At 64.6% G+C, this 16,802-nt stretch carries 18 protein-coding genes; 9 read left to right on the forward strand and 9 right to left on the reverse strand.

Translation table 11 applies throughout. From position 1 onward, the window contains the following. Nucleotides 1-300 precede the first annotated feature (300 nt). A complete protein-coding gene (gene glpK / locus J0M27_RS01710) occupies nt 301-1,803 on the forward strand; it encodes a glycerol kinase GlpK (protein ID WP_294986811.1) in 1,503 nt (500 codons plus the stop codon). Nucleotides 1,804-1,834: 31 nt separating this feature from the next. Here glpK and J0M27_RS01715 read toward each other — a convergent pair whose 3' ends face one another. Next, complete coding sequence (locus tag J0M27_RS01715; protein ID WP_294986813.1) at nt 1,835-2,440, reverse strand: phenylacetic acid degradation protein PaaY; 606 nt, start codon at nt 2,438-2,440, stop codon at nt 1,835-1,837. A gap of 198 nt (nt 2,441-2,638) precedes the next feature. Between J0M27_RS01715 and paaG the strand changes: the two genes are divergently transcribed. From paaG to msrA, 5 genes are all read left to right on the forward strand, one after another. After that, complete coding sequence (gene paaG / locus J0M27_RS01720) at nt 2,639-3,427, forward strand: 2-(1,2-epoxy-1,2-dihydrophenyl)acetyl-CoA isomerase PaaG (protein ID WP_294986815.1); 789 nt, start codon at nt 2,639-2,641, stop codon at nt 3,425-3,427. Nucleotides 3,428-3,430: 3 nt separating this feature from the next. Beyond that, nucleotides 3,431-3,874: a hydroxyphenylacetyl-CoA thioesterase PaaI gene (gene paaI, locus J0M27_RS01725; RefSeq protein ID WP_294986817.1), complete on the forward strand. Its 444-nt coding sequence runs from the start codon at nt 3,431-3,433 to the stop codon at nt 3,872-3,874. Further along, entirely contained in the window at nt 3,871-5,079 is a 1,209-nt protein-coding gene (pcaF, locus tag J0M27_RS01730; protein WP_294986819.1) for a 3-oxoadipyl-CoA thiolase, read from the forward strand. The genes paaI and pcaF overlap by 4 nt, the downstream gene beginning before the upstream one ends. Nucleotides 5,080-5,191: 112 nt before the next feature. After that, nucleotides 5,192-5,827: a class I SAM-dependent methyltransferase gene (locus J0M27_RS01735; RefSeq protein WP_294986975.1), complete on the forward strand. Its 636-nt coding sequence runs from the start codon at nt 5,192-5,194 to the stop codon at nt 5,825-5,827. After that, nucleotides 5,824-6,411 (forward strand): peptide-methionine (S)-S-oxide reductase MsrA, encoded by a 588-nt coding sequence (msrA, locus tag J0M27_RS01740; RefSeq protein ID WP_294986821.1) that lies wholly within the window; start codon nt 5,824-5,826, stop codon nt 6,409-6,411. The genes J0M27_RS01735 and msrA overlap by 4 nt, the downstream gene beginning before the upstream one ends. Nucleotides 6,412-6,417: 6 nt before the next feature. Here the strand turns inward: msrA and maiA are convergent, their stop codons facing one another. Next, complete coding sequence (gene maiA / locus J0M27_RS01745; RefSeq protein ID WP_294986823.1) at nt 6,418-7,065, reverse strand: maleylacetoacetate isomerase; 648 nt, start codon at nt 7,063-7,065, stop codon at nt 6,418-6,420. 109 nt (nt 7,066-7,174) lie between these two features. On the opposite strand from maiA, the gene J0M27_RS01750 reads away from it, so the two are divergent. Beyond that, the gene (locus J0M27_RS01750) at nt 7,175-8,476 is read left to right on the forward strand and encodes a hypothetical protein (RefSeq protein WP_294986825.1); all 1,302 of its coding nucleotides are present in this window, start codon (nt 7,175-7,177) and stop codon (nt 8,474-8,476) included. On the opposite strand, the gene J0M27_RS01755 is transcribed toward J0M27_RS01750, so the two are convergent. The 6 genes from J0M27_RS01755 to J0M27_RS01780 all read right to left on the reverse strand — a co-directional run bounded on the left by J0M27_RS01755 (nt 8,461) and on the right by J0M27_RS01780 (nt 14,182). Beyond that, nucleotides 8,461-9,480: a fumarylacetoacetate hydrolase family protein gene (locus J0M27_RS01755; RefSeq protein ID WP_294986827.1), complete on the reverse strand. Its 1,020-nt coding sequence runs from the start codon at nt 9,478-9,480 to the stop codon at nt 8,461-8,463. The genes J0M27_RS01750 and J0M27_RS01755 overlap by 16 nt on opposite strands. Beyond that, entirely contained in the window at nt 9,477-10,034 is a 558-nt protein-coding gene (locus tag J0M27_RS01760) for a VOC family protein (protein ID WP_294986829.1), read from the reverse strand. The genes J0M27_RS01755 and J0M27_RS01760 overlap by 4 nt, the downstream gene beginning before the upstream one ends. A 2-nt stretch (nt 10,035-10,036) precedes the next feature. Beyond that, nucleotides 10,037-10,261 (reverse strand): DUF2783 domain-containing protein, encoded by a 225-nt coding sequence (locus J0M27_RS01765; protein ID WP_294986831.1) that lies wholly within the window; start codon nt 10,259-10,261, stop codon nt 10,037-10,039. An 11-nt stretch (nt 10,262-10,272) separates the two neighbouring features. Then, the gene (locus J0M27_RS01770; protein ID WP_294986833.1) at nt 10,273-11,931 is read right to left on the reverse strand and encodes an FAD-dependent oxidoreductase; all 1,659 of its coding nucleotides are present in this window, start codon (nt 11,929-11,931) and stop codon (nt 10,273-10,275) included. Nucleotides 11,932-11,942: 11 nt separating this feature from the next. Then, the gene (locus J0M27_RS01775; protein WP_294986835.1) at nt 11,943-12,908 is read right to left on the reverse strand and encodes an MBL fold metallo-hydrolase; all 966 of its coding nucleotides are present in this window, start codon (nt 12,906-12,908) and stop codon (nt 11,943-11,945) included. 104 nt (nt 12,909-13,012) lie between these two features. Next, nucleotides 13,013-14,182: an ankyrin repeat domain-containing protein gene (locus J0M27_RS01780; RefSeq protein WP_294986837.1), complete on the reverse strand. Its 1,170-nt coding sequence runs from the start codon at nt 14,180-14,182 to the stop codon at nt 13,013-13,015. A gap of 132 nt (nt 14,183-14,314) precedes the next feature. Between J0M27_RS01780 and J0M27_RS01785 the strand changes: the two genes are divergently transcribed. After that, on the forward strand, nt 14,315-14,791 hold the full coding sequence (locus tag J0M27_RS01785; protein WP_294986839.1) for an energy transducer TonB: 477 nt from the start codon (nt 14,315-14,317) through the stop codon (nt 14,789-14,791). Nucleotides 14,792-14,846: 55 nt separating this feature from the next. Here the strand turns inward: J0M27_RS01785 and J0M27_RS01790 are convergent, their stop codons facing one another. After that, entirely contained in the window at nt 14,847-15,608 is a 762-nt protein-coding gene (locus tag J0M27_RS01790; RefSeq protein WP_294986841.1) for a Nif3-like dinuclear metal center hexameric protein, read from the reverse strand. Between the two features lie 28 nt (nt 15,609-15,636). Between J0M27_RS01790 and J0M27_RS01795 the strand changes: the two genes are divergently transcribed. Next, nucleotides 15,637-16,800, forward strand: a complete 1,164-nt coding sequence (locus tag J0M27_RS01795) for a Do family serine endopeptidase (RefSeq protein WP_294986843.1) — start codon at nt 15,637-15,639, stop codon at nt 16,798-16,800. Nucleotides 16,801-16,802 lie beyond the last annotated feature (2 nt).

Genomic DNA, 16,802 nt, shown 5'->3' on the forward strand with positions numbered 1-16,802 from the left:
TCTTCCTCGTTGTAGGTGCTGCGTTGATCTGAAGCCGGCATCAAGCGGCCGTTGCGGTTGCCGATCTTGTTGTCGCAGGGTCGGCAGTATCGCCGGTGGGGGGACTCAAAAGCCTGATGTCGTCGCAAGGGCATCGGGACGTGCCATGGCGCCATTGTTGCGGCGCGGAATACTAACATAAGCACACTTAATCGAAGCTTACAAAAGACTGCTACTCACCGTGCCGACGCCCGAAAATTGACGCGGTAACGGCCCCGGGTTTAATGTCGGACATCCGCTTCCTGCCCGTCCCCATCCGCGATGAACCGTTCCCGCTACCTCCTCGCCCTTGATCAGGGCACGTCCAGTTCGCGCAGCATCGTGTTCGATACCCGCGGCCGGGTCGTCGTCCAGTCGCAACGGGAGTTCCGCCAGATATTTCCCCAGCCCGGTTGGGTCGAACACGATCCGCTGGATATCTGGAAAACACAATTGGCGACGGCGCACGAGGCCCTGGCCAGTGCAGGCATCAATGCAGCCGAGGTCGCCGCCATCGGCATCACCAACCAGCGCGAAACTACCGTAGTCTGGAATCGCCGCAGTGGTGCCCCACTGGGCAACGCCATCGTCTGGCAGGATCGTCGCACCGCGCCGGCCTGTGCCGAGCTTGTCGCGCGCGGCCTGGCGGAAAAGCTGCGTGCAACGACCGGACTGGTGATCGATGCCTATTTTTCCGCGACCAAGCTGGCCTGGATGCTGGACAACATCTCCGGTGCACGGGCTGCGGCGCGCCGCGGCGAACTTGCCTTCGGCACCATCGACACCTGGCTGCTGTGGCAACTGACGGGCGGCGCCGTCCACGCCACGGATGTCAGCAACGCCGGGCGCACCATGCTGTTCGACATCCACCGCAATTGCTGGGACGACGAGCTGCTGGAACTGTTCGATATCCCGCGCGCCCTGCTGCCCGCGGTGCATCCCTCCAGCCACCGCTTTGGCCACACCACGAACGCCGCGTTCGGCTCGGCCATACCGATCGGTGGAATCGCCGGCGACCAGCAAAGCGCGCTGTTCGGACAGGCCTGCCATGCCCCGGGACTGGCCAAGAACACCTACGGCACCGGCTGTTTCATGCTGATGCACACGGGTGACCGGTGCCTGACCAGCAGCAACGGCCTGATATCGACCAGCGCCGCGCAGGTTTCGACGACGCCGCAGTTCGCCCTCGAAGGCAGCGTCTTCATCGGCGGAGCGGTGGTGCAATGGCTGCGCGACGGCCTGCAGGCGATCCGCAGCAGCGGCGACATCGAGGCGCTGGCGAGCAGCGTGCCCGACAGCGGCGGCATTATTTTCGTGCCGGCGTTCACGGGCCTCGGCGCGCCGTACTGGCAGCCGGATGCACGCGGCGCCATCCTCGGCCTGAGCCGGGGCAGCAGCGTTGCGCACATCGCCCGCGCGGCGCTTGAAAGCATCGCTTTCCAGAGTGCCTCCCTGCTGCAGGCAATGCGCCGCGACATGAATGGCACTGGCAGCGTCGCCGAACTTCGCGTCGATGGCGGCGCCTGCGTGAACAACCTGCTGATGCAGTTTCAGGCGGACTTGCTGGGTATTCCGGTGGTGCGACCGAAAGTCATCGAAACCACGGCGCTGGGGGCCGCCTACCTGGCCGGACTGGCCTGCGGGATTTTTTCCGGGCTCGACGAACTGGCGGCGCACTGGCAGGTGGACCGGACCTTCCATCCGACCCTGTCGCGCGATCGCGCCGACGAGTTGATGCAGCGCTGGGAGTACGCGGTGGCGCAAACGACGCTGAAGTCGCCGTAGCGCCAGCGCCGACTCTTGTATTGCCTTCGGCTCAGCCGCCGCGCCGGGTCTCCTGCAGGGTCTTGAGGTCCGGCAGTTGCAGGCGCTTGCGGTCGGGTTCCGCGACCGCTAGGGCTTCGACTTGCTGCATCGTGCCGTGGCAGCGCCGGACGAGATCGTGGTAAACGCTGGTGCCATCGACCTTCCAGTTCATTTCGACATCGGTGAGTTCGCGCATCACCTTGGCCGGCACTCCTCCGGCCAGCATGCGCGGGGGAATTTCGAGACCCGCCTTGACGAAGCTCTGCGCCGCGACGATCGCCGATTCGCCGACGACGGCCTTGTCCATCACCACGGCGTTCATGCCAACCATGCCGTTCTTGCGCACGATGCAGCCATGCAGGATGGCGCCATGACCGATGTGGCCGTCCTCCTCGATGATGGTATCGCTGCCGGGAAAGCCGTGCATTACACAGCAGTCCTGCACATTGGCGCCGGGACCGATGAACAGGCGACCGAAGTCGCCGCGCAGGCTGGCACAGGGACCGATGTAGGCGCGCGGACCAATGTGCACGTCGCCGATCAGCACCGCGGACGGATGCACATAGGCCGACGGATCGACCACCGGCACGATGCCGTCGATTGCATAGACTTTCATGGGTGAATGCTCCGCAGGGACAGTGCGATATGATACATTTTCGTTCTAAAATAATCCACGCTTCTGTGTCGCAATCGATCCACAGCCGTTTCTGCCATCCTTAGTCGTGTTAGGTTAGCGCGGCAACAGGCCTTGCGCCAACGATACGACGCCGACAAGAATAGTCGAAGCCATAGTCCTTCCCCCGGAGCCCAGACCATGACCTACCAGCACATCCTGTTTTCGCTCGAGTCCGGCATCGCGCGCATCACCCTGAACCGCCCCGACCGGCTCAACAGCTTCAACGTCGACATGCACATGGAGCTGCGCGAGGCCATCGCGCGTACCCGCGAGGGCGGCGCCCGCGCCCTGCTGCTGACCGGGGCCGGGCGCGGCTTCTGCGCCGGACAGGATCTGGCCGACCGCAATGTGTCGGCGGATGCCGCTCCGGTCGATCTTGGCTACACGATAGAGACCTACTACCGGCCGCTGATCCTCAGCCTGCGTGCGCTCGAGATGCCGGTCATCTGCGCCGTGAATGGCGTCGCCGCTGGCGCCGGCGCGAGCATTGCGCTGGCCTGCGACATCGTACTGGCGGCACGTTCGGCGAGCTTCATCCAGGCTTTCTGCAAGCTGGGCCTGGTGCCCGACGCCGGCGGCACCTGGGCGCTGCCGCGCTTGGTCGGCAACGCGCGTGCCATGGGCTTGGCCATGCTCGGCGACAAGCTCTCCGCCGAGCAGGCTGAAAGCTGGGGCCTGATCTGGAAGTGCCTAGATGACGACAAGCTGATGGCCGACGCAGAGCGGCTCGCAGTGCATTTCAGCACCGCGCCGACCAAAGGCCTGGCGCGCACCAAGCAGGCCATCTACGCCAGCGGCGGCAACACGCTGGAACAACAGCTCGACCTCGAACGCGACTGCCAGCGCGAACTGGGCTTCGGGCCCGACTATCGCGAAGGCGTCGCCGCCTTCATGGAAAAGCGCAGCCCCTCATTCACCGGAAAGTAATCAATGACACTGACACCCCAGCAAGTCGCCGAGCGCTGCACCGCCATCATGTGGCCGGACGACCATGCCGCCCAGGGACTGGGCATCGTCATCACGAGCACCACACCGGGCGGCGCCACCGTCACGATGAGGGTGCGCCAGGACATGGTCAACGGCCACGGCATCTGTCACGGCGGATTCATTTTCGCCCTCGCCGATACCAATTTCGCATACGCCTGCAACAGTTTCAACCACAAGGCGGTAGCCGCGGGCGTGGACATCAATTTCGTGGCGCCCGCCCATCTCGGCGATACACTGACGGCCGTCGGCAGCGCGCGCCACCAGGGCGGCCGCAGCGGCATCTACGACATCGAGGTCACGAACCAGGTCGGCAAGACGATTGCCATCTTCCGCGGCCGCTCCACCCGCATCAAGGGGCATTTTTTTGAAGAGGGCACCACGACATGAGTGAACAGGCATTCATCTGCGACGCGATCCGCACCCCCATCGGCCGTTATGGCGGCACGCTCGCCGGCATCCGCACCGATGACCTGGCGGCCCTGCCGATCAAGGCGCTGATGAAACGCAATCCCGCTGTCGACTGGGAACAGGTGGAGGACGTGATCTACGGCTGCGCCAACCAGGCCGGCGAGGACAACCGCAACGTCGCGCGCATGGCGGCACTTCTTGGCGGACTGCCGGTGGCGGTTCCCGGTTCGACCGTCAATCGCTTGTGCGGCTCCGGCATGGATGCCGTCGGCACGGCGGCCCGCGCGATCAAGGCGGGCGAAACGGCGCTGATGATCGCCGGCGGAGTAGAGAGCATGAGCCGCGCGCCCTTCGTCATGCCCAAGGCCGAGAGCGCCTTCTCGCGCAGCAACGCCGTGTACGACACGACCATCGGCTGGCGTTTCGTGAACAAGCTGATGAAGGCGCAGTACGGCATCGATTCGATGCCCGAGACCGCCGACAATGTCGCCGCCGAATTCAAGATCGGTCGCGCCGCGCAGGATGCCTTCGCCTTGCGTTCGCAGCAACGCTGGGGAGCGGCCAACGCCGCCGGATTGTTCAAGAGCGAAATCGAGCCTGTCGAAATCGCGCAGAAGAAAGGCGACCCGAGGATATTCGATACCGACGAGCATCCGCGCACCGACACCACGCTGGAACAACTGGCCAAGCTGAAGGGCATCAACGGTCCCGAACTGACGGTCACGGCCGGCAACGCCTCGGGTGTCAACGACGGCGCCTGCGCGCTGCTGATCGCTTCCGAAGCCGCCGCGAAGATCCACGGCCTGACGCCGCGGGCGCGCGTCGTGGCGATGGCCACGGCCGGCGTGGCACCGCGCATCATGGGCTTCGGCCCGGCGCCGGCGGTCAGGAAGCTGCTGGCACAGACCGGACTCCGACTCGACCAGATGGACGTCATCGAACTCAACGAGGCTTTTGCCGCGCAAGGCCTCGCTGTCACCCGCGACCTGGGCCTGGCCGACGATGATGCCCGCGTCAATCCCAACGGCGGCGCCATCGCCATCGGCCATCCGCTGGGAATGAGCGGCGCGCGCCTGGTGACCACCGCCACCTATCAGTTGCAGCGAACGGGCGGCCGCTATGCGCTGTGCACCATGTGCATCGGCGTCGGCCAGGGCATCGCGATGATCATCGAAAGGGTCTGAGGCTCTGGCCGCGGACCATTTTTCCGGCCACGCTGCGGGTTACGCCAAGGCCCGCCCCTTCTATCCCCCGGAACTCTTCGTCTGGCTGGCGCGGCAGTGCGCGAAGACAGACCTGGCCTGGGATTGCGGCACCGGCAACGGCCAGGCCGCGCGGGCACTGGCGGAACACTTCCGCCACATCCATGCCACGGACCTGTCGGCCCAGCAGATCGCCCAGGCCGCGCCGGATCCGCGCATCGACTACCGTGCGGCGCCGGCCGAGGTCAGCGGCCTGCCCGAGCGCAGTTGCGACCTGGTCACCGTGGCGCAAGCCTTGCACTGGTTCTGCGGCGACCCGTTCTATGCCGAAGTCCGCCGGGTGCTCAAGCCGGGCGGGGTATTCGCCGCCTGGACCTACACCTTGCTGCGCGGCGAACCGGCGTTGAACTCGATCGTCGAGGATTTCTACCGCAACACGGTCGGCCCCTGGTGGCCGCCGGAACGACGCTGGGTCGACCTGGCCTACCGCGACATGCCGTTCCCCTTTGCCGACATCGCCACCCCGGATTTCGAGATCCGCCTGGAATGGACGCTGGAGGACCTGCTCGCCTACCTGCGCACCTGGTCGGCCACCCAGCGCTACATGAAGGAGAAGGGAAGCGATCCCTGCATCGAACTTGGCGAACGCCTGCTTGCGATTTGGCCCCGACCGAATGACGGGAAGTCCATAATCTGGCCTGTTGCGCTGCGCTGCGGGAGATTCGAATGAACACACCCAAGACCCAATCGGTAGCCACCGCCGTTGCCACCTCAGTTGCCACCTCAGTTGCCACCTTGGGCGGCGGCTGCTTCTGGTGCCTGGAAGCCGCACTACTACAGCTCCGGGGCGTCGAAAGCGTCGTCTCCGGCTACGCCGGCGGCGCCATGCCGGACCCGGACTATCGCAGTGTCTGCGGCGGTGAAACGGGGCATGCCGAGGTGGTCGAGGTCCACTTCGATCCCGCCGTGATCGACTACCGCACGCTGCTGATGGCCTTCTTCGCCATCCACGACCCGACCACCCTGGATCGCCAGGGCAACGATGTCGGTACCCAGTACCGCTCGGTGATCTTTACCCATGACGCGGAACAGGAAAGAATCGCCCGCGACCTGATTTCCGAGCTGGCGGGACAGAATATCTGGCCCAACACCATCGTCACCGCCGTATCGCCAGCGCCGACTTTCTGGCGTGCCGAGGATTACCACCAGAACTACTACGCCAACAATCCTCTGCAAGGCTATTGCCAGGCCGTCGTCGCGCCCAAGGCCGCCAAGCTGCGCAAGGTATTTTCCGGACGACTGAAGGACGCCTGAGCTTCCTTACTCCGCGTCAGGCTGTACCGCCGGTACCGAACTGGCGAAGGCCGGTAGTGTCAGGCACTGTTGATGAATGCGCATCACGGTCGGCACGTGGTCAAGCCGGCAATTGAAGCGCTGCGCATTGAAGATTTGCGGCACCAGCAGAACGTCTGCCATGGTCGGCGTATCGCCATGGCAATAGCTTCCGGTGCGTGCATCGCCCGCCAGCATCGCCTCCACCGCTTCCAGTCCGGTTTCGACCCAGTGCCGATACCAGGAATTTTTTTGCTCCTCCGCCACGGCCAGGGTTTTGGTCAGATAGCCGAGGACGCGCAGATTGTTGAGCGGGTGTATCTCGCAGGCGATCGACAGGGCAATCGAACGAACCCGCGCACGGCCGGTGGCATCGGCCGGCAGCAGCGGGGGATGCGGTCGGGTTTCCTCGAGGTATTCGATGATGGCCAGCGATTGCGTCAGCACGCGTCCATCGTCGTCCCGCAACACGGGTACCAGCGCTGCCGGGTTCAAGGCCTTGTATTCGTCGCCGAACTGCTGGCCGCCATCCTTCAGGAGGTGGACGGGAACATAGTCGTAGTCCAGTCCCTTCAATGACAGGGCAATACGCACGCGGAAACTCGCCGAGCTGCGAAAGTAGCTGTATAGCTTCATGGATATTCCGGGAACAGTTGATTGGAGGGGTTGCCGGAGCCTTCTCCAGCCGAGCGTGCCGCAATCACTGGTACTAGAATAGCAGCACTTCAGCGCCTTTCGGAACCCGATGCGGACCTCTCTGTCCACCATTTTGACCACTTGCGGAAGGCGTATCGGCCGCGCCGCGTTGCTGCTGTTCCTGGCGCCGGGGCTGTCGCTGGCAGCTGCCCCTCCCGCCGAACTCAGACGCTCCGAGACCCTGCAACTGGAACGGCTGGGCAAGGTATCCGACGATGAACGCTCGGTGCTGCGCATCGAGTGGCGCACGGCATTGAGCAGTGTCGACGAATCCCGTCGCCTGCAGGAAATCTCCGACAAGCTGCGCGGCATGGAGGCCAGTATCGCGACGGTCAACGATCTGGTCCGCAACCTGACGAAAGAAAAGCGCGCAGCACCGCCAGTCGTGGTGGCCACCGCCATCGAACCTGAGAGCGAGTCCGACTGGCGCCTGGTCGCAGCCGGCATCGCGGCGCTGACGCTGGTGACGACCTGGTGGTACGGTCGGCGCAGGATCCGCAATGCGAATGCACAGGCGGCCGAAAACGAGGATGGCGCGCGCGTCGAAGCCGCGATGCGCGCTGCCACGGCGGCGGCCGGCCAAGCCGGTAGGCAGGTCGCCGAGCCAGTTGCAGTACCGTCCCCGGCGCCGACTTTGCCTCGGAACGTCACAGTCAAGACGCCACCGGCCATCACCGACATGGAGGCGACGGTCATACTTTCGGCGCCGCCGGAAGTGGCACCTGGTGCCTCGGACCCTGCCAAGGACGAACAGGCTCCGCTCGTCGGGCGGCCGACGCCGGATACGGCTTCGCCGACCATCGATTTCGTCCTCGAGGAAGCCGATCCGGGGACCATCGTCGAAGAGCCTCCAGTCGCAGCCAGGCGGGTAGCACCGGCCACCCCGACGCTTGCTTCCGACAGGAACCTGGAACCGACCCTGCATCTGGCCGAAATCATGCTATCGATGGGGCTGGAACAGGGCGCGGCGCAAGCGCTGGTCGAATACACCGAAGCGAACCCGCGCCATGCCGTCTACCACATGCTCAAGCTGCTGGGCATCTACCGCAAGCGGGGGCTGCACGAGGAGTTCATGGCGACCGCCGAGAATCTGCGCAAGAACTTCAACATCCAGGCCGAAGACTGGGGCGCCAGCGGACGCCGCGAGGTATCGACGCTGGAGAACTTCTCCCGGGTAGCCGAGCACATCCAATCAATCTGGTCCCGTCCGGAGGAATGCATCCCCTACCTGCGGCGCCTGCTGGAGGACAACCGCGATGGTGCCCGCGCCGGGTTTCCGCAATCCGTGGCCGAGGAAATCCTGTTGCTGGCCGAGATCCAGAAGAACGACGCCGGTCAGGTCGTCACGTAGCGTTCCACTCGCTGTTCTATCGCACCGAATATGCTGGCGCCATTGCCGTCGAGCATTTCAATCCTGACACTGTCCCCAAAGCGCATGAAAGGGGTTTTCGGCTTGCCCGCTTCGATGGTTTCGTACATGCGAACCTCGGCCAAGCAGCAATAGCCGACACCGCCGTTGGCAATCGACGAACCGAAAAGCCCGCCTTGCTTGTTCGACACCGTGCCGGAACCGACGATCGAGCCCGCTTCGAGCTCGCGCGTCTTAGCCAGATGCGCCATCAATTGGGCAAAGTTGAAGATCATGTCCATGCCGGCATCGGGTTTGCCGAAGGGCTTGTTATTGAGCGCGACGGCCAGCGGCAAATGGACCTTCCCGTCGCACCAGGCATCCCCAAGTTCTTCCGGCGTCACCGCCACCGGCGAAAAGGCCGTGGCAGGTTTGGACTGGAGGAAACCGAAGCCCTTGGCCAGTTCGCCGGGAATCAAATTGCGCAGGCTGACATCGTTTACCAGCATCAGCAGGCGTATCTGCTCGGCACATTGTTCCGCGGTCGCGCCCATCGGCACGTCGCCGCTGATCACCGCCACCTCGGCCTCGAAATCGATGCCCCAGGCTTCGTCGCGGGCCAGGATCGGATCGCAGGGTCCGGCGAAGCTGTCCGAGCCGCCCTGGTACATCAGCGGATCGGTCCAGAACTCGGGGGGCAATTCGGCACCGCGCGCCTTGCGCACCAGTTCGACGTGATTGACGTAGGCCGAGCCGTCGGCCCACTGGTAGGCGCGCGGCAGGGGGCTGGCGCACTGGCGCGGGTCGAAGGGCTCGGCGTGGCGCGCGGCGCCGTGGTTGAGGGCCTCATACACGGCCGCCAGTTGCGGCGCCGTCGCCTCCCAATCGTCCAGTGCCTGCTGCAGCGTGGTCGCGATGTCGGCCACGGCCTGGCAGCGCGCCAGGTCGCGGCTGACCACCGCCAGCGTGCCGTCGCGTCCGCCGCGCTTGAGGGTCGCCAGCTTCATTGCCGGCCCCAGGTCTTGTAGCTGCCGTCGTGCATCCAGCGCGCGTGCTGCGGCGCCTTCTTCGTCACCGCCCACTCGTTGATCATGTCCCATTTCGCTTCGTCGAGCCGCCTCATCATTTCCGGCGTATGGGTGTTGCAGGCCAGTTCCAGCCGGTGGCCGCTCGGATCGAAGAAGTAGATCGACTGGAACAGCGCATGGTCGGTCGGTCCGACCACCTCTATGCCGTCGGCTTCGAGCCGCGCCTTTGCCGCCAGCAGTTCTTCCATGCTGCCGACCTCCAGCGCCAGATGCTGGGTCCAGGCCGGCGTGTTGGGGTCGCGGCCCATCTCCGGCCGCGTCGGCAGCTCGAAGAAGGCGAGGATGTTGCCGCCGCCGGCATCGAGGAAGACATGCATGTAGGGATCGGCCTCGCCGGTCGAGGGCACGGCGTCCTCGGCGATGGCGAGGATGAACTTCATGCCGAGATGCCTGCCGTACCACTCCACGGTTTGCTTGGCGTCCTTGCAGCGGTAGGCGACGTGATGCACCTTGCGAATCAGGTTCGTGCTCAAGTTCAGACTCCTTCGCGGGCAATGGCGAGGGCTTCACGCAGCATCGCGATGTCGCCGATGTGATTCGCCAGCAACAGGATCAGGCGGGCGTTGAGCAGTTCCGACTGCTCGTCGGACAGATCGCGGTGTGCACCGATCAGAAGTTCGTAGAAATCGTCGCCGGGTGAATAGGCGCTGAAATAGCGCTTGCCGGCTTCGGAAAAATTCGGGTTCAGGTTCAGGGCCATGGCAGTCTCCTTCACTGTCGGCACGTCGCGCGGGCGACGGCGGCAAGAATCTTCGCGGCATCGAAGCGGCGCCAGCGCGCTGCCACATGCTGGTCCGGGCGGATCAGGTACACGCTGCCGGGTTTGGTATCATAGCGTTGGGCAGCAATGCCACGAACGTCATGCACAAGGGGCAGGGCACAGGCAGTTGCGGCAACTCGCGATATCAGCAGCGGCTCGACCGGAATGCCGTCGGTCGTGAGCTGAGACAAGGCGGTGGTGTCGGCGGTGGCCGGCTCATCGACGAAGACCATCAGTTGGAAGCGATTGCCGGCGCTTTGCAGCAGCCAGCCAGGTGCGCCGTCCTTTTCCACCGGTGCGTCGTCCATTGGCGCACCCGGCAGCATCCGCCCGGTGAAAGCATCCTCGTCGGGCGTGTTCAGGCTGGAATCGACCAGGAAGGACGGCACCGACAAGCGTCCCGAATTCACCAGGCTGCGGCCGAAGACGTGGTCCCTGGCGAGGCTCAGGATCGCATTGCGAAAGGCCCGGCTGGCGCGGCTCTTGGGCGTGATGAAATCGGTGGAGCGCGTCGAGTTCATCAGATTCTCGTCGGCTGCGTAAACACGCTCTTCGCTGTAGCTGTCGAGCAGCCGTTCGGTGGCCTTGCCATCGAGGACGAGTTTGAGTTTCCAGCCGAGGTTGTCGGCATCCTGCAGGCCCGAGTTGGCCCCGCGCGCGCCGAACGGCGAAACCTGGTGGGCGGCGTCGCCGACGAATAGCACGCGACCGTGGTTGAAGCGGCCCATGCGCCGGCACTGGAAGGTATAGACACTGACCCATTCCAGTTCGAACTCGCGCTCGTCACCCAGCATGGCCTTGATGCGCGGTATCACGTTCTCCGGCTTCTTTTCCTCTTCCGGGTCGGTATCCCAACCAAGCTGGAAATCGATGCGGAACACGCTGTCGGTCTGCTTGTGCAACAGCACGGACTGGTTGGGGTGGAAGGGCGGGTCGAACCAGAACCAGCGCTCGGCGGGAAAGTCGGCCTTCATCACCACGTCGGCGATCAGGAAGCGATCCATGAAGATCTTGCCTTCGACTTCCAGGCCGAGCATGCGCCGGATCGGGCTGCGCGCGCCATCGGCGGCGATCAGCCAATCCGCTTCGACCGCATACATACCGTCCGGGGTCTCGACTGTCAGCGTGACGCCCGTCGCGGACTGCGTCACCGAAACAACCTTGTTCTTCCAGCGCAGGTCGATGCCGCGACGCGTGGCGGCACGCGCCACCAGGTATTCCTCCAGGTAGTACTGTTGCAGGTTCACCATGCCCGGCCGATGGTGGTCGGGCTCGGGAACGAGGTTGAAGTTGTAGACCTCGCTCTCGCGGAAAAAGGTGCGGCCGACGTTCCACGAAACGCCCTTGGCGCATACGGCGTCGCCGACGCCGTAACGATCGAGGATTTCCAGCGCGCGCTTGGCGTAGCAGACGCCGCGCGAGCCGATCGAAACCGTGTCGTCCTCGTCCAGCAGCAGCACCGGAACGCCCTGCAAGTCCAGATCCAGGGCCATGGCAAGGCCGACAGGGCCGGCGCCGACGACGACGACGGGAACCTTCGCCGACCTGCCACCGGCGATCTCCGGCGCAACGCGATAGTCATATCTCGGATAGGTGTAGGTCTTCAGCATGGCCGCCCCGCTCAGACGGCCTGCAAGGCATGCCACATTTGCTGGTCGCGCTCTGCCGTCCAGATGCGCGGATCGCGGATGCCCGAGGCCTCGTCGTGGGCGCGGGTCACGTCGAAGGGCAGACAGTGCTCGTAGATGAACACCTGGCCGAATTTCGGGTCCATCGCCTTGCGCGTGTGCGCCATGCAGGCGGCGAGGTCCATGCCCTGCGCCACGGCTTCCCTGGCGCTGCCATACAGCGTCGAGACGAAGTCGCGCGTATAGGCCAGGCCGCGCTGCACTTGCTCCGGATTCACCAACGCCGGACCGCGGCCGGGGATCAGTTTCTCGGGCTTCAGCGCCGCGAGTTTATCCAACGTTGCCGGCCAGTCGGCAAGATAGGCGTCGCCCGTGTAGCAGGCGGCGTCGGCCTCCACCAGGTCGCCGGAAAACAGGATCTTCTGCTGCGGCAGCCAGACCACGGTATCACCCTTGGTGTGGCCGCGCCCCGGGTGCCAGATTTTTACTTCGAGATCACCCATCCATAGCGTCAGTTCGCCCTCGACGACCAAGGTCGGCCAAGTCAGGCCGGGCACGCTCTCGACGGCATTGAACAGTCGCGGGAAACGGCCGATCTCGGAGTCCATGTCCTGCTGGCCGCGCTCGACGATCAGTTCGTATGTGGGCCTCGATGCGATCACTGCCTGAAGCCCATGAGCCTTGTACCCCGAGGCGCCGAGCACGCGCACCGCGTGGTAGTGGGTGAGCGTTACGTATTTGATCGGCTTGTCGGTCACCTCGCGGACATGGCGCACGACGTCCTGGGCCATCACCGGCGTCGCCGTGGCGTCGATGATCATCACGGCGTCGTCGCCGATGATCACGCCGGTATTCGGATCGCCCTCCGCCGTGTAGGCGTAGGCGTTGTCGGAGAGCTTTTCGAAGCTGACCTGCTTTTGCTCCAGGTCGGCGTGGGAGGCGAATTTCTTTTCGGTCATGACAACTCCTCGGGGATGATCGTGATTTCTCTTTACGTAATTAATTTATCCTAATCGTAATCGTACTTTGTTTAGTTGTCAAATGATTCCCATCCCGCCCGAGATCACGGTGGCGGGGCCGACTCCGCGTTCGCCGCGGGAGCCAGCGCGGGGCTCAACGTCAAATCACGCTCCGCCGCCACGGTTCGCAGGCTGGCAGACGCGTGGCGAAATGCTTCCAGCGCCTCCTTGCGACGACCGGCGGCCTCGAACTCCCGGGCACGACGCAGCCAGCCATCGGCACTGTCGACCTCGACCGCCGTCGCACCAGCGCCGACTTCCGCGCTTGTGGCAACTTGCGCCGGAGCGGCAAAACTCAGGCTCGCCGACTGGTTGTCCGGTTTGCCGCGTCGTGCCGAGATCACCATTCCTGTCGCCACGCGCGGCGGCACCTGGCTGCTCTTGCGCGATGCATCCGCCTGGCGGATCGTAACGAGTGCCGCCCGATAGAGGCGCAGGGCTTCGTCGCGCCGCCCCTCCGCTTCCATCCGACGCGCCTGCGCCATCAGCGAGTCGGCACGGTCAGGCACGGCTTGCGAGCGGACCGGAGCTCCCCAGGACGTTGCCGGGCGAGCCGCCACAGCCGCGAAGGTATCGCCGCCGGCGATGCTGCGGGCGATCGACAGGTTGTTGTGCCGCATCGCCCAGCGCAGCGCGTCCTCGCCCTGTTCATTGACGATGTCGCGTCGGGCGCCGGCGGCCAGCAAGGTCTTCGCGATCGACTCCTTGCCTTCCCGCGCCGCCATCATCAAGGGCGTGGAACCGTTGGTGGATCGCGCGTTGACGTCGGCGCCGCGTTCCAGCAGGTAACTCACCACCTCCCCATGCCCGGCGAATGCCGCGTAGTGCAGCGCCGCCCATTCCTTGCCTTCGCGGTTGACGCGGGCGCCGCGCTCGACCAGCCAGCGCACCGCGGCAAGGTGTCCCCGCCATGCGGCGTGCTGGAGTGCCTGCTCACCGAGCGAGTTGGACCTGTTGAGGTCGCCGCCACGCGACAGGAAGAGATCCATCATCGCGATGTTGCCCTCCCAGGCGCCGATCATGATCCCGGTGCCAATCGCTTTTCCCTCGAAATCGGGCGGCAACCCGTTGTCCAGCCATTCACGCGCCTGCACCATGTCACCCTGCTCGACGGCGATGGAGAACCGCGCCCCATCAGGCAGGCTTGCGGCGCGCAAGGAACCGCTGGCCGCAATCAACACGACTGTGCCCGCAAGAACTCTCAGGCTTGCCAAGGCAGCGGATCCCAACCCGGCGGCAATCCACCGCCACTGCAACTCTGCTCTCATGATTCGAAGTATATGTCCACCGTGAATTGGCGAATGGAATCGAAATGGGTTTGGTCGCTCACGCTCTACAATCGCCGGATGTCCCCGTCCCTTGCCCTGCTGCTGAGCCTGGGCCTGCATGCCGCTGTTATCCTGGCGCCGTATTGGCTGGAAACCACGCCGACGCCGAGCGCCCGCATCGAAGCACGCCTGCTTCCTGTTCCCGCGCCCGAATCCATTGCGGAAGCGGTCAGCACCGACGCCTCGCCGGAGCCCGCGACATTGCCACGCGACGCCGCACTGCCGCGGCTTGAAGGCGGGTCCCTGCGCCGCGCGCAGGCCGCTTTGTCAAAGCACCTGTTCTATCCGCCGGAAGCAATCGCCCACGGTCTGGAAGGCGACGTAATCCTGCTATTGACCCTGGCGCCGAACGGGCGACTGACGTCAGCCGAAGTCGCTCGCAGTTCAGGCCACGCCGTGCTTGACCAGGCCGCGCTGGATGCCGCCCGCCGCATCGGCTTTCTGCCCGGGAATCCCCGACAAACCCTGTTTCCGGTGAAGTTCCGCCTGGATTGACCATGCGTAACAGCGACGCCGCCGTCAGCTGCGCGCCTGCCAAGCGGGGACTCCATCAGACGGGATTGTCGATATCGACGAATTCGCAGTCGATGCCGAAATGCTGGCGAACGCGCTGGCCCAGAGCAATCACCCCGTGACGCTCGGTCGCATGATGGCCCGCGCTGAGGAAGGCCATGCCGGTTTCCCGCGCCAGGTGCACGGTCTGCTCCGAGATTTCACCCGTAACGAAAACGTCGGCGGCCGTCGCCAGTGCATCCTCGAAATAGCCCTGCGCGCCACCGCTGCACCAGGCTATTCGCGCCACCGCGCGATCCGGGTCACCGACCAGCAGCGGTCGCCGCCCCAACTCCCGTTCGATTCGCACCGCCAGACCGGCGACGGAAGTCGGCGCTGACGGTATGCCGACAAAGCCGATGTCCTGCTCCGCGAATCGCCCGGTTACCGTCCAACCCAGGCGTGCCGCCAATTGCGCGTTGTTGCCCAGCTCCGGATGCGCGTCGAGCGGCAGATGGTAGGCGAACAGGCTGATGTCATGGGCAAGCAGGCGCGCCATGCGTTGCTTGCGAAAACCGGTGACGCGGCCATCTTCGGCCTTCCAGAACCAGCCGTGGTGCACCAGCAGCGCGTCCGCCCCGCGCGCGATGCCGGCCTCGATCAGGGCCTGGCTGGCGGTCACGCCGCAAACGATGCGCCGGATGCGTTCGCGACCTTCCACTTGCAGGCCGTTTGGGCAATAATCGCGAAACCGCTCGGCGTCCAACAAGCCATCCATCCAGAGGCGAAGATCCTCGCGCAACACGGCCTCACCCGCCATTGTCCATCACCCCAAAAAAGCTCCGATTATGCGCCGCCTTTGGCTGATTTTTGCCCAGACCGTGACGATCTGCGTCGCGGTCCTGTTCGTCGTCAAGACACTCAAGCCGGAATGGCTCGCGCAATTGCCGGGCGGCAATACAAGCCTGTCGGAAGTCGCGACGGTGCTCGAAGCAGTCCCCCGCGCCGAGGCGCATCGGCCCGCGTCCTACGCCGATGCGGCAAAACGCGCCATTCCCGCCGTCGTGCATATTTTTACCAGCCAGGAGGTGGCGGGGGCGCGCCACCCCTTCATCAACGACCCGATATTCCGACATTTTTTCGGCGATCGATTCGGCGAACAGTCGCAGCGGCGCTCTGGCCTTGGTAGCGGCGTCGTGGTTTCGCCTGAAGGCTACATCCTGACCAATTTCCATGTCATCGAAGGCGCTGACGAAATCGAAGTTGCCCACAATGACGGGCGCAAGTACAAGGCGCGCGTGGTGGGATCCGATCCGGAATCCGACCTCGCGGTGCTGCGCATCCCGGCCGATCACAAGCTGCCGGTGATCGCCTTCGGCAGCAGCGACAACCTGCGCGTCGGCGATGTGGTGTTGGCGATTGGCAATCCCTTCGGCGTCGGGCAGACCGTCACCTCGGGTATCGTCTCGGCGCTGGGTCGCTCCCATCTGGGTATCAACACCTTCGAGAACTTCATCCAGACCGATGCAGCGATCAATCCGGGCAATTCCGGCGGCGCGCTGGTTGATGCCAACGGGCACCTGGTGGGCATCAACACCGCCATCTACTCGCAAAGCGGCGGATCGATGGGCATCGGCTTCGCGATTCCCGTTTCACTGGCAAAAAGCGTCATGGAACAGATCGTCAGAACCGGCAGCGTCACCCGAGGCTGGGTCGGCATCGAAGTGCAGGAGATCACCCCCGAACTGGCCGAATCCTTCAAACTGTCCGGCACCGACGGCGCGCTGATCGCCGGTGTCATGCGCGGCAGTCCGGCCGACAAGTCCGGCATCAAGCCCGGCGACGTGCTGGTTCAGGTCACCGGCAAGCCGGTAAAGGACGCCCAGGCGGTGCTGGAACTGATTGCCGCGTTGCAACCCGGAAGTAAGGCGCGCTTCGGCCTGAAGCGCGAGGGCCGTGACGTCGCTGTCGATGTAACGATCGGGAAGCGCCCGCGACCGCCGAAGGAGTGAAG

The sequence above is a fragment of the Sulfuritalea sp. genome (genome assembly GCF_017302275.1).
Lineage (GTDB): Bacteria > Pseudomonadota > Gammaproteobacteria > Burkholderiales > Rhodocyclaceae > Sulfuritalea.

What these genes read in the sequence shown, in the direction of transcription:
- glpK (WP_294986811.1), top strand. Translation starts at nt 301, where the DNA reads ATGAACCGTTCCCGCTACCTCCTCGCCCTTGATCAGGGCACGTCCAGT.
- J0M27_RS01715 (WP_294986813.1), bottom strand. Translation starts at nt 2,440, where the DNA reads ATGAAAGTCTATGCAATCGACGGCATCGTGCCGGTGGTCGATCCGTCG.
- paaG (WP_294986815.1), top strand. Translation starts at nt 2,639, where the DNA reads ATGACCTACCAGCACATCCTGTTTTCGCTCGAGTCCGGCATCGCGCGC.
- paaI (WP_294986817.1), top strand. Translation starts at nt 3,431, where the DNA reads ATGACACTGACACCCCAGCAAGTCGCCGAGCGCTGCACCGCCATCATG.
- pcaF (WP_294986819.1), top strand. Translation starts at nt 3,871, where the DNA reads ATGAGTGAACAGGCATTCATCTGCGACGCGATCCGCACCCCCATCGGC.
- msrA (WP_294986821.1), top strand. Translation starts at nt 5,824, where the DNA reads ATGAACACACCCAAGACCCAATCGGTAGCCACCGCCGTTGCCACCTCA.
- maiA (WP_294986823.1), bottom strand. Translation starts at nt 7,065, where the DNA reads ATGAAGCTATACAGCTACTTTCGCAGCTCGGCGAGTTTCCGCGTGCGT.
- J0M27_RS01750 (WP_294986825.1), top strand. Translation starts at nt 7,175, where the DNA reads ATGCGGACCTCTCTGTCCACCATTTTGACCACTTGCGGAAGGCGTATC.
- J0M27_RS01755 (WP_294986827.1), bottom strand. Translation starts at nt 9,480, where the DNA reads ATGAAGCTGGCGACCCTCAAGCGCGGCGGACGCGACGGCACGCTGGCG.
- J0M27_RS01765 (WP_294986831.1), bottom strand. Translation starts at nt 10,261, where the DNA reads ATGGCCCTGAACCTGAACCCGAATTTTTCCGAAGCCGGCAAGCGCTAT.
- J0M27_RS01770 (WP_294986833.1), bottom strand. Translation starts at nt 11,931, where the DNA reads ATGCTGAAGACCTACACCTATCCGAGATATGACTATCGCGTTGCGCCG.
- J0M27_RS01775 (WP_294986835.1), bottom strand. Translation starts at nt 12,908, where the DNA reads ATGACCGAAAAGAAATTCGCCTCCCACGCCGACCTGGAGCAAAAGCAG.
- J0M27_RS01785 (WP_294986839.1), top strand. Translation starts at nt 14,315, where the DNA reads ATGTCCCCGTCCCTTGCCCTGCTGCTGAGCCTGGGCCTGCATGCCGCT.
- J0M27_RS01790 (WP_294986841.1), bottom strand. Translation starts at nt 15,608, where the DNA reads ATGGCGGGTGAGGCCGTGTTGCGCGAGGATCTTCGCCTCTGGATGGAT.
- J0M27_RS01795 (WP_294986843.1), top strand. Translation starts at nt 15,637, where the DNA reads ATGCGCCGCCTTTGGCTGATTTTTGCCCAGACCGTGACGATCTGCGTC.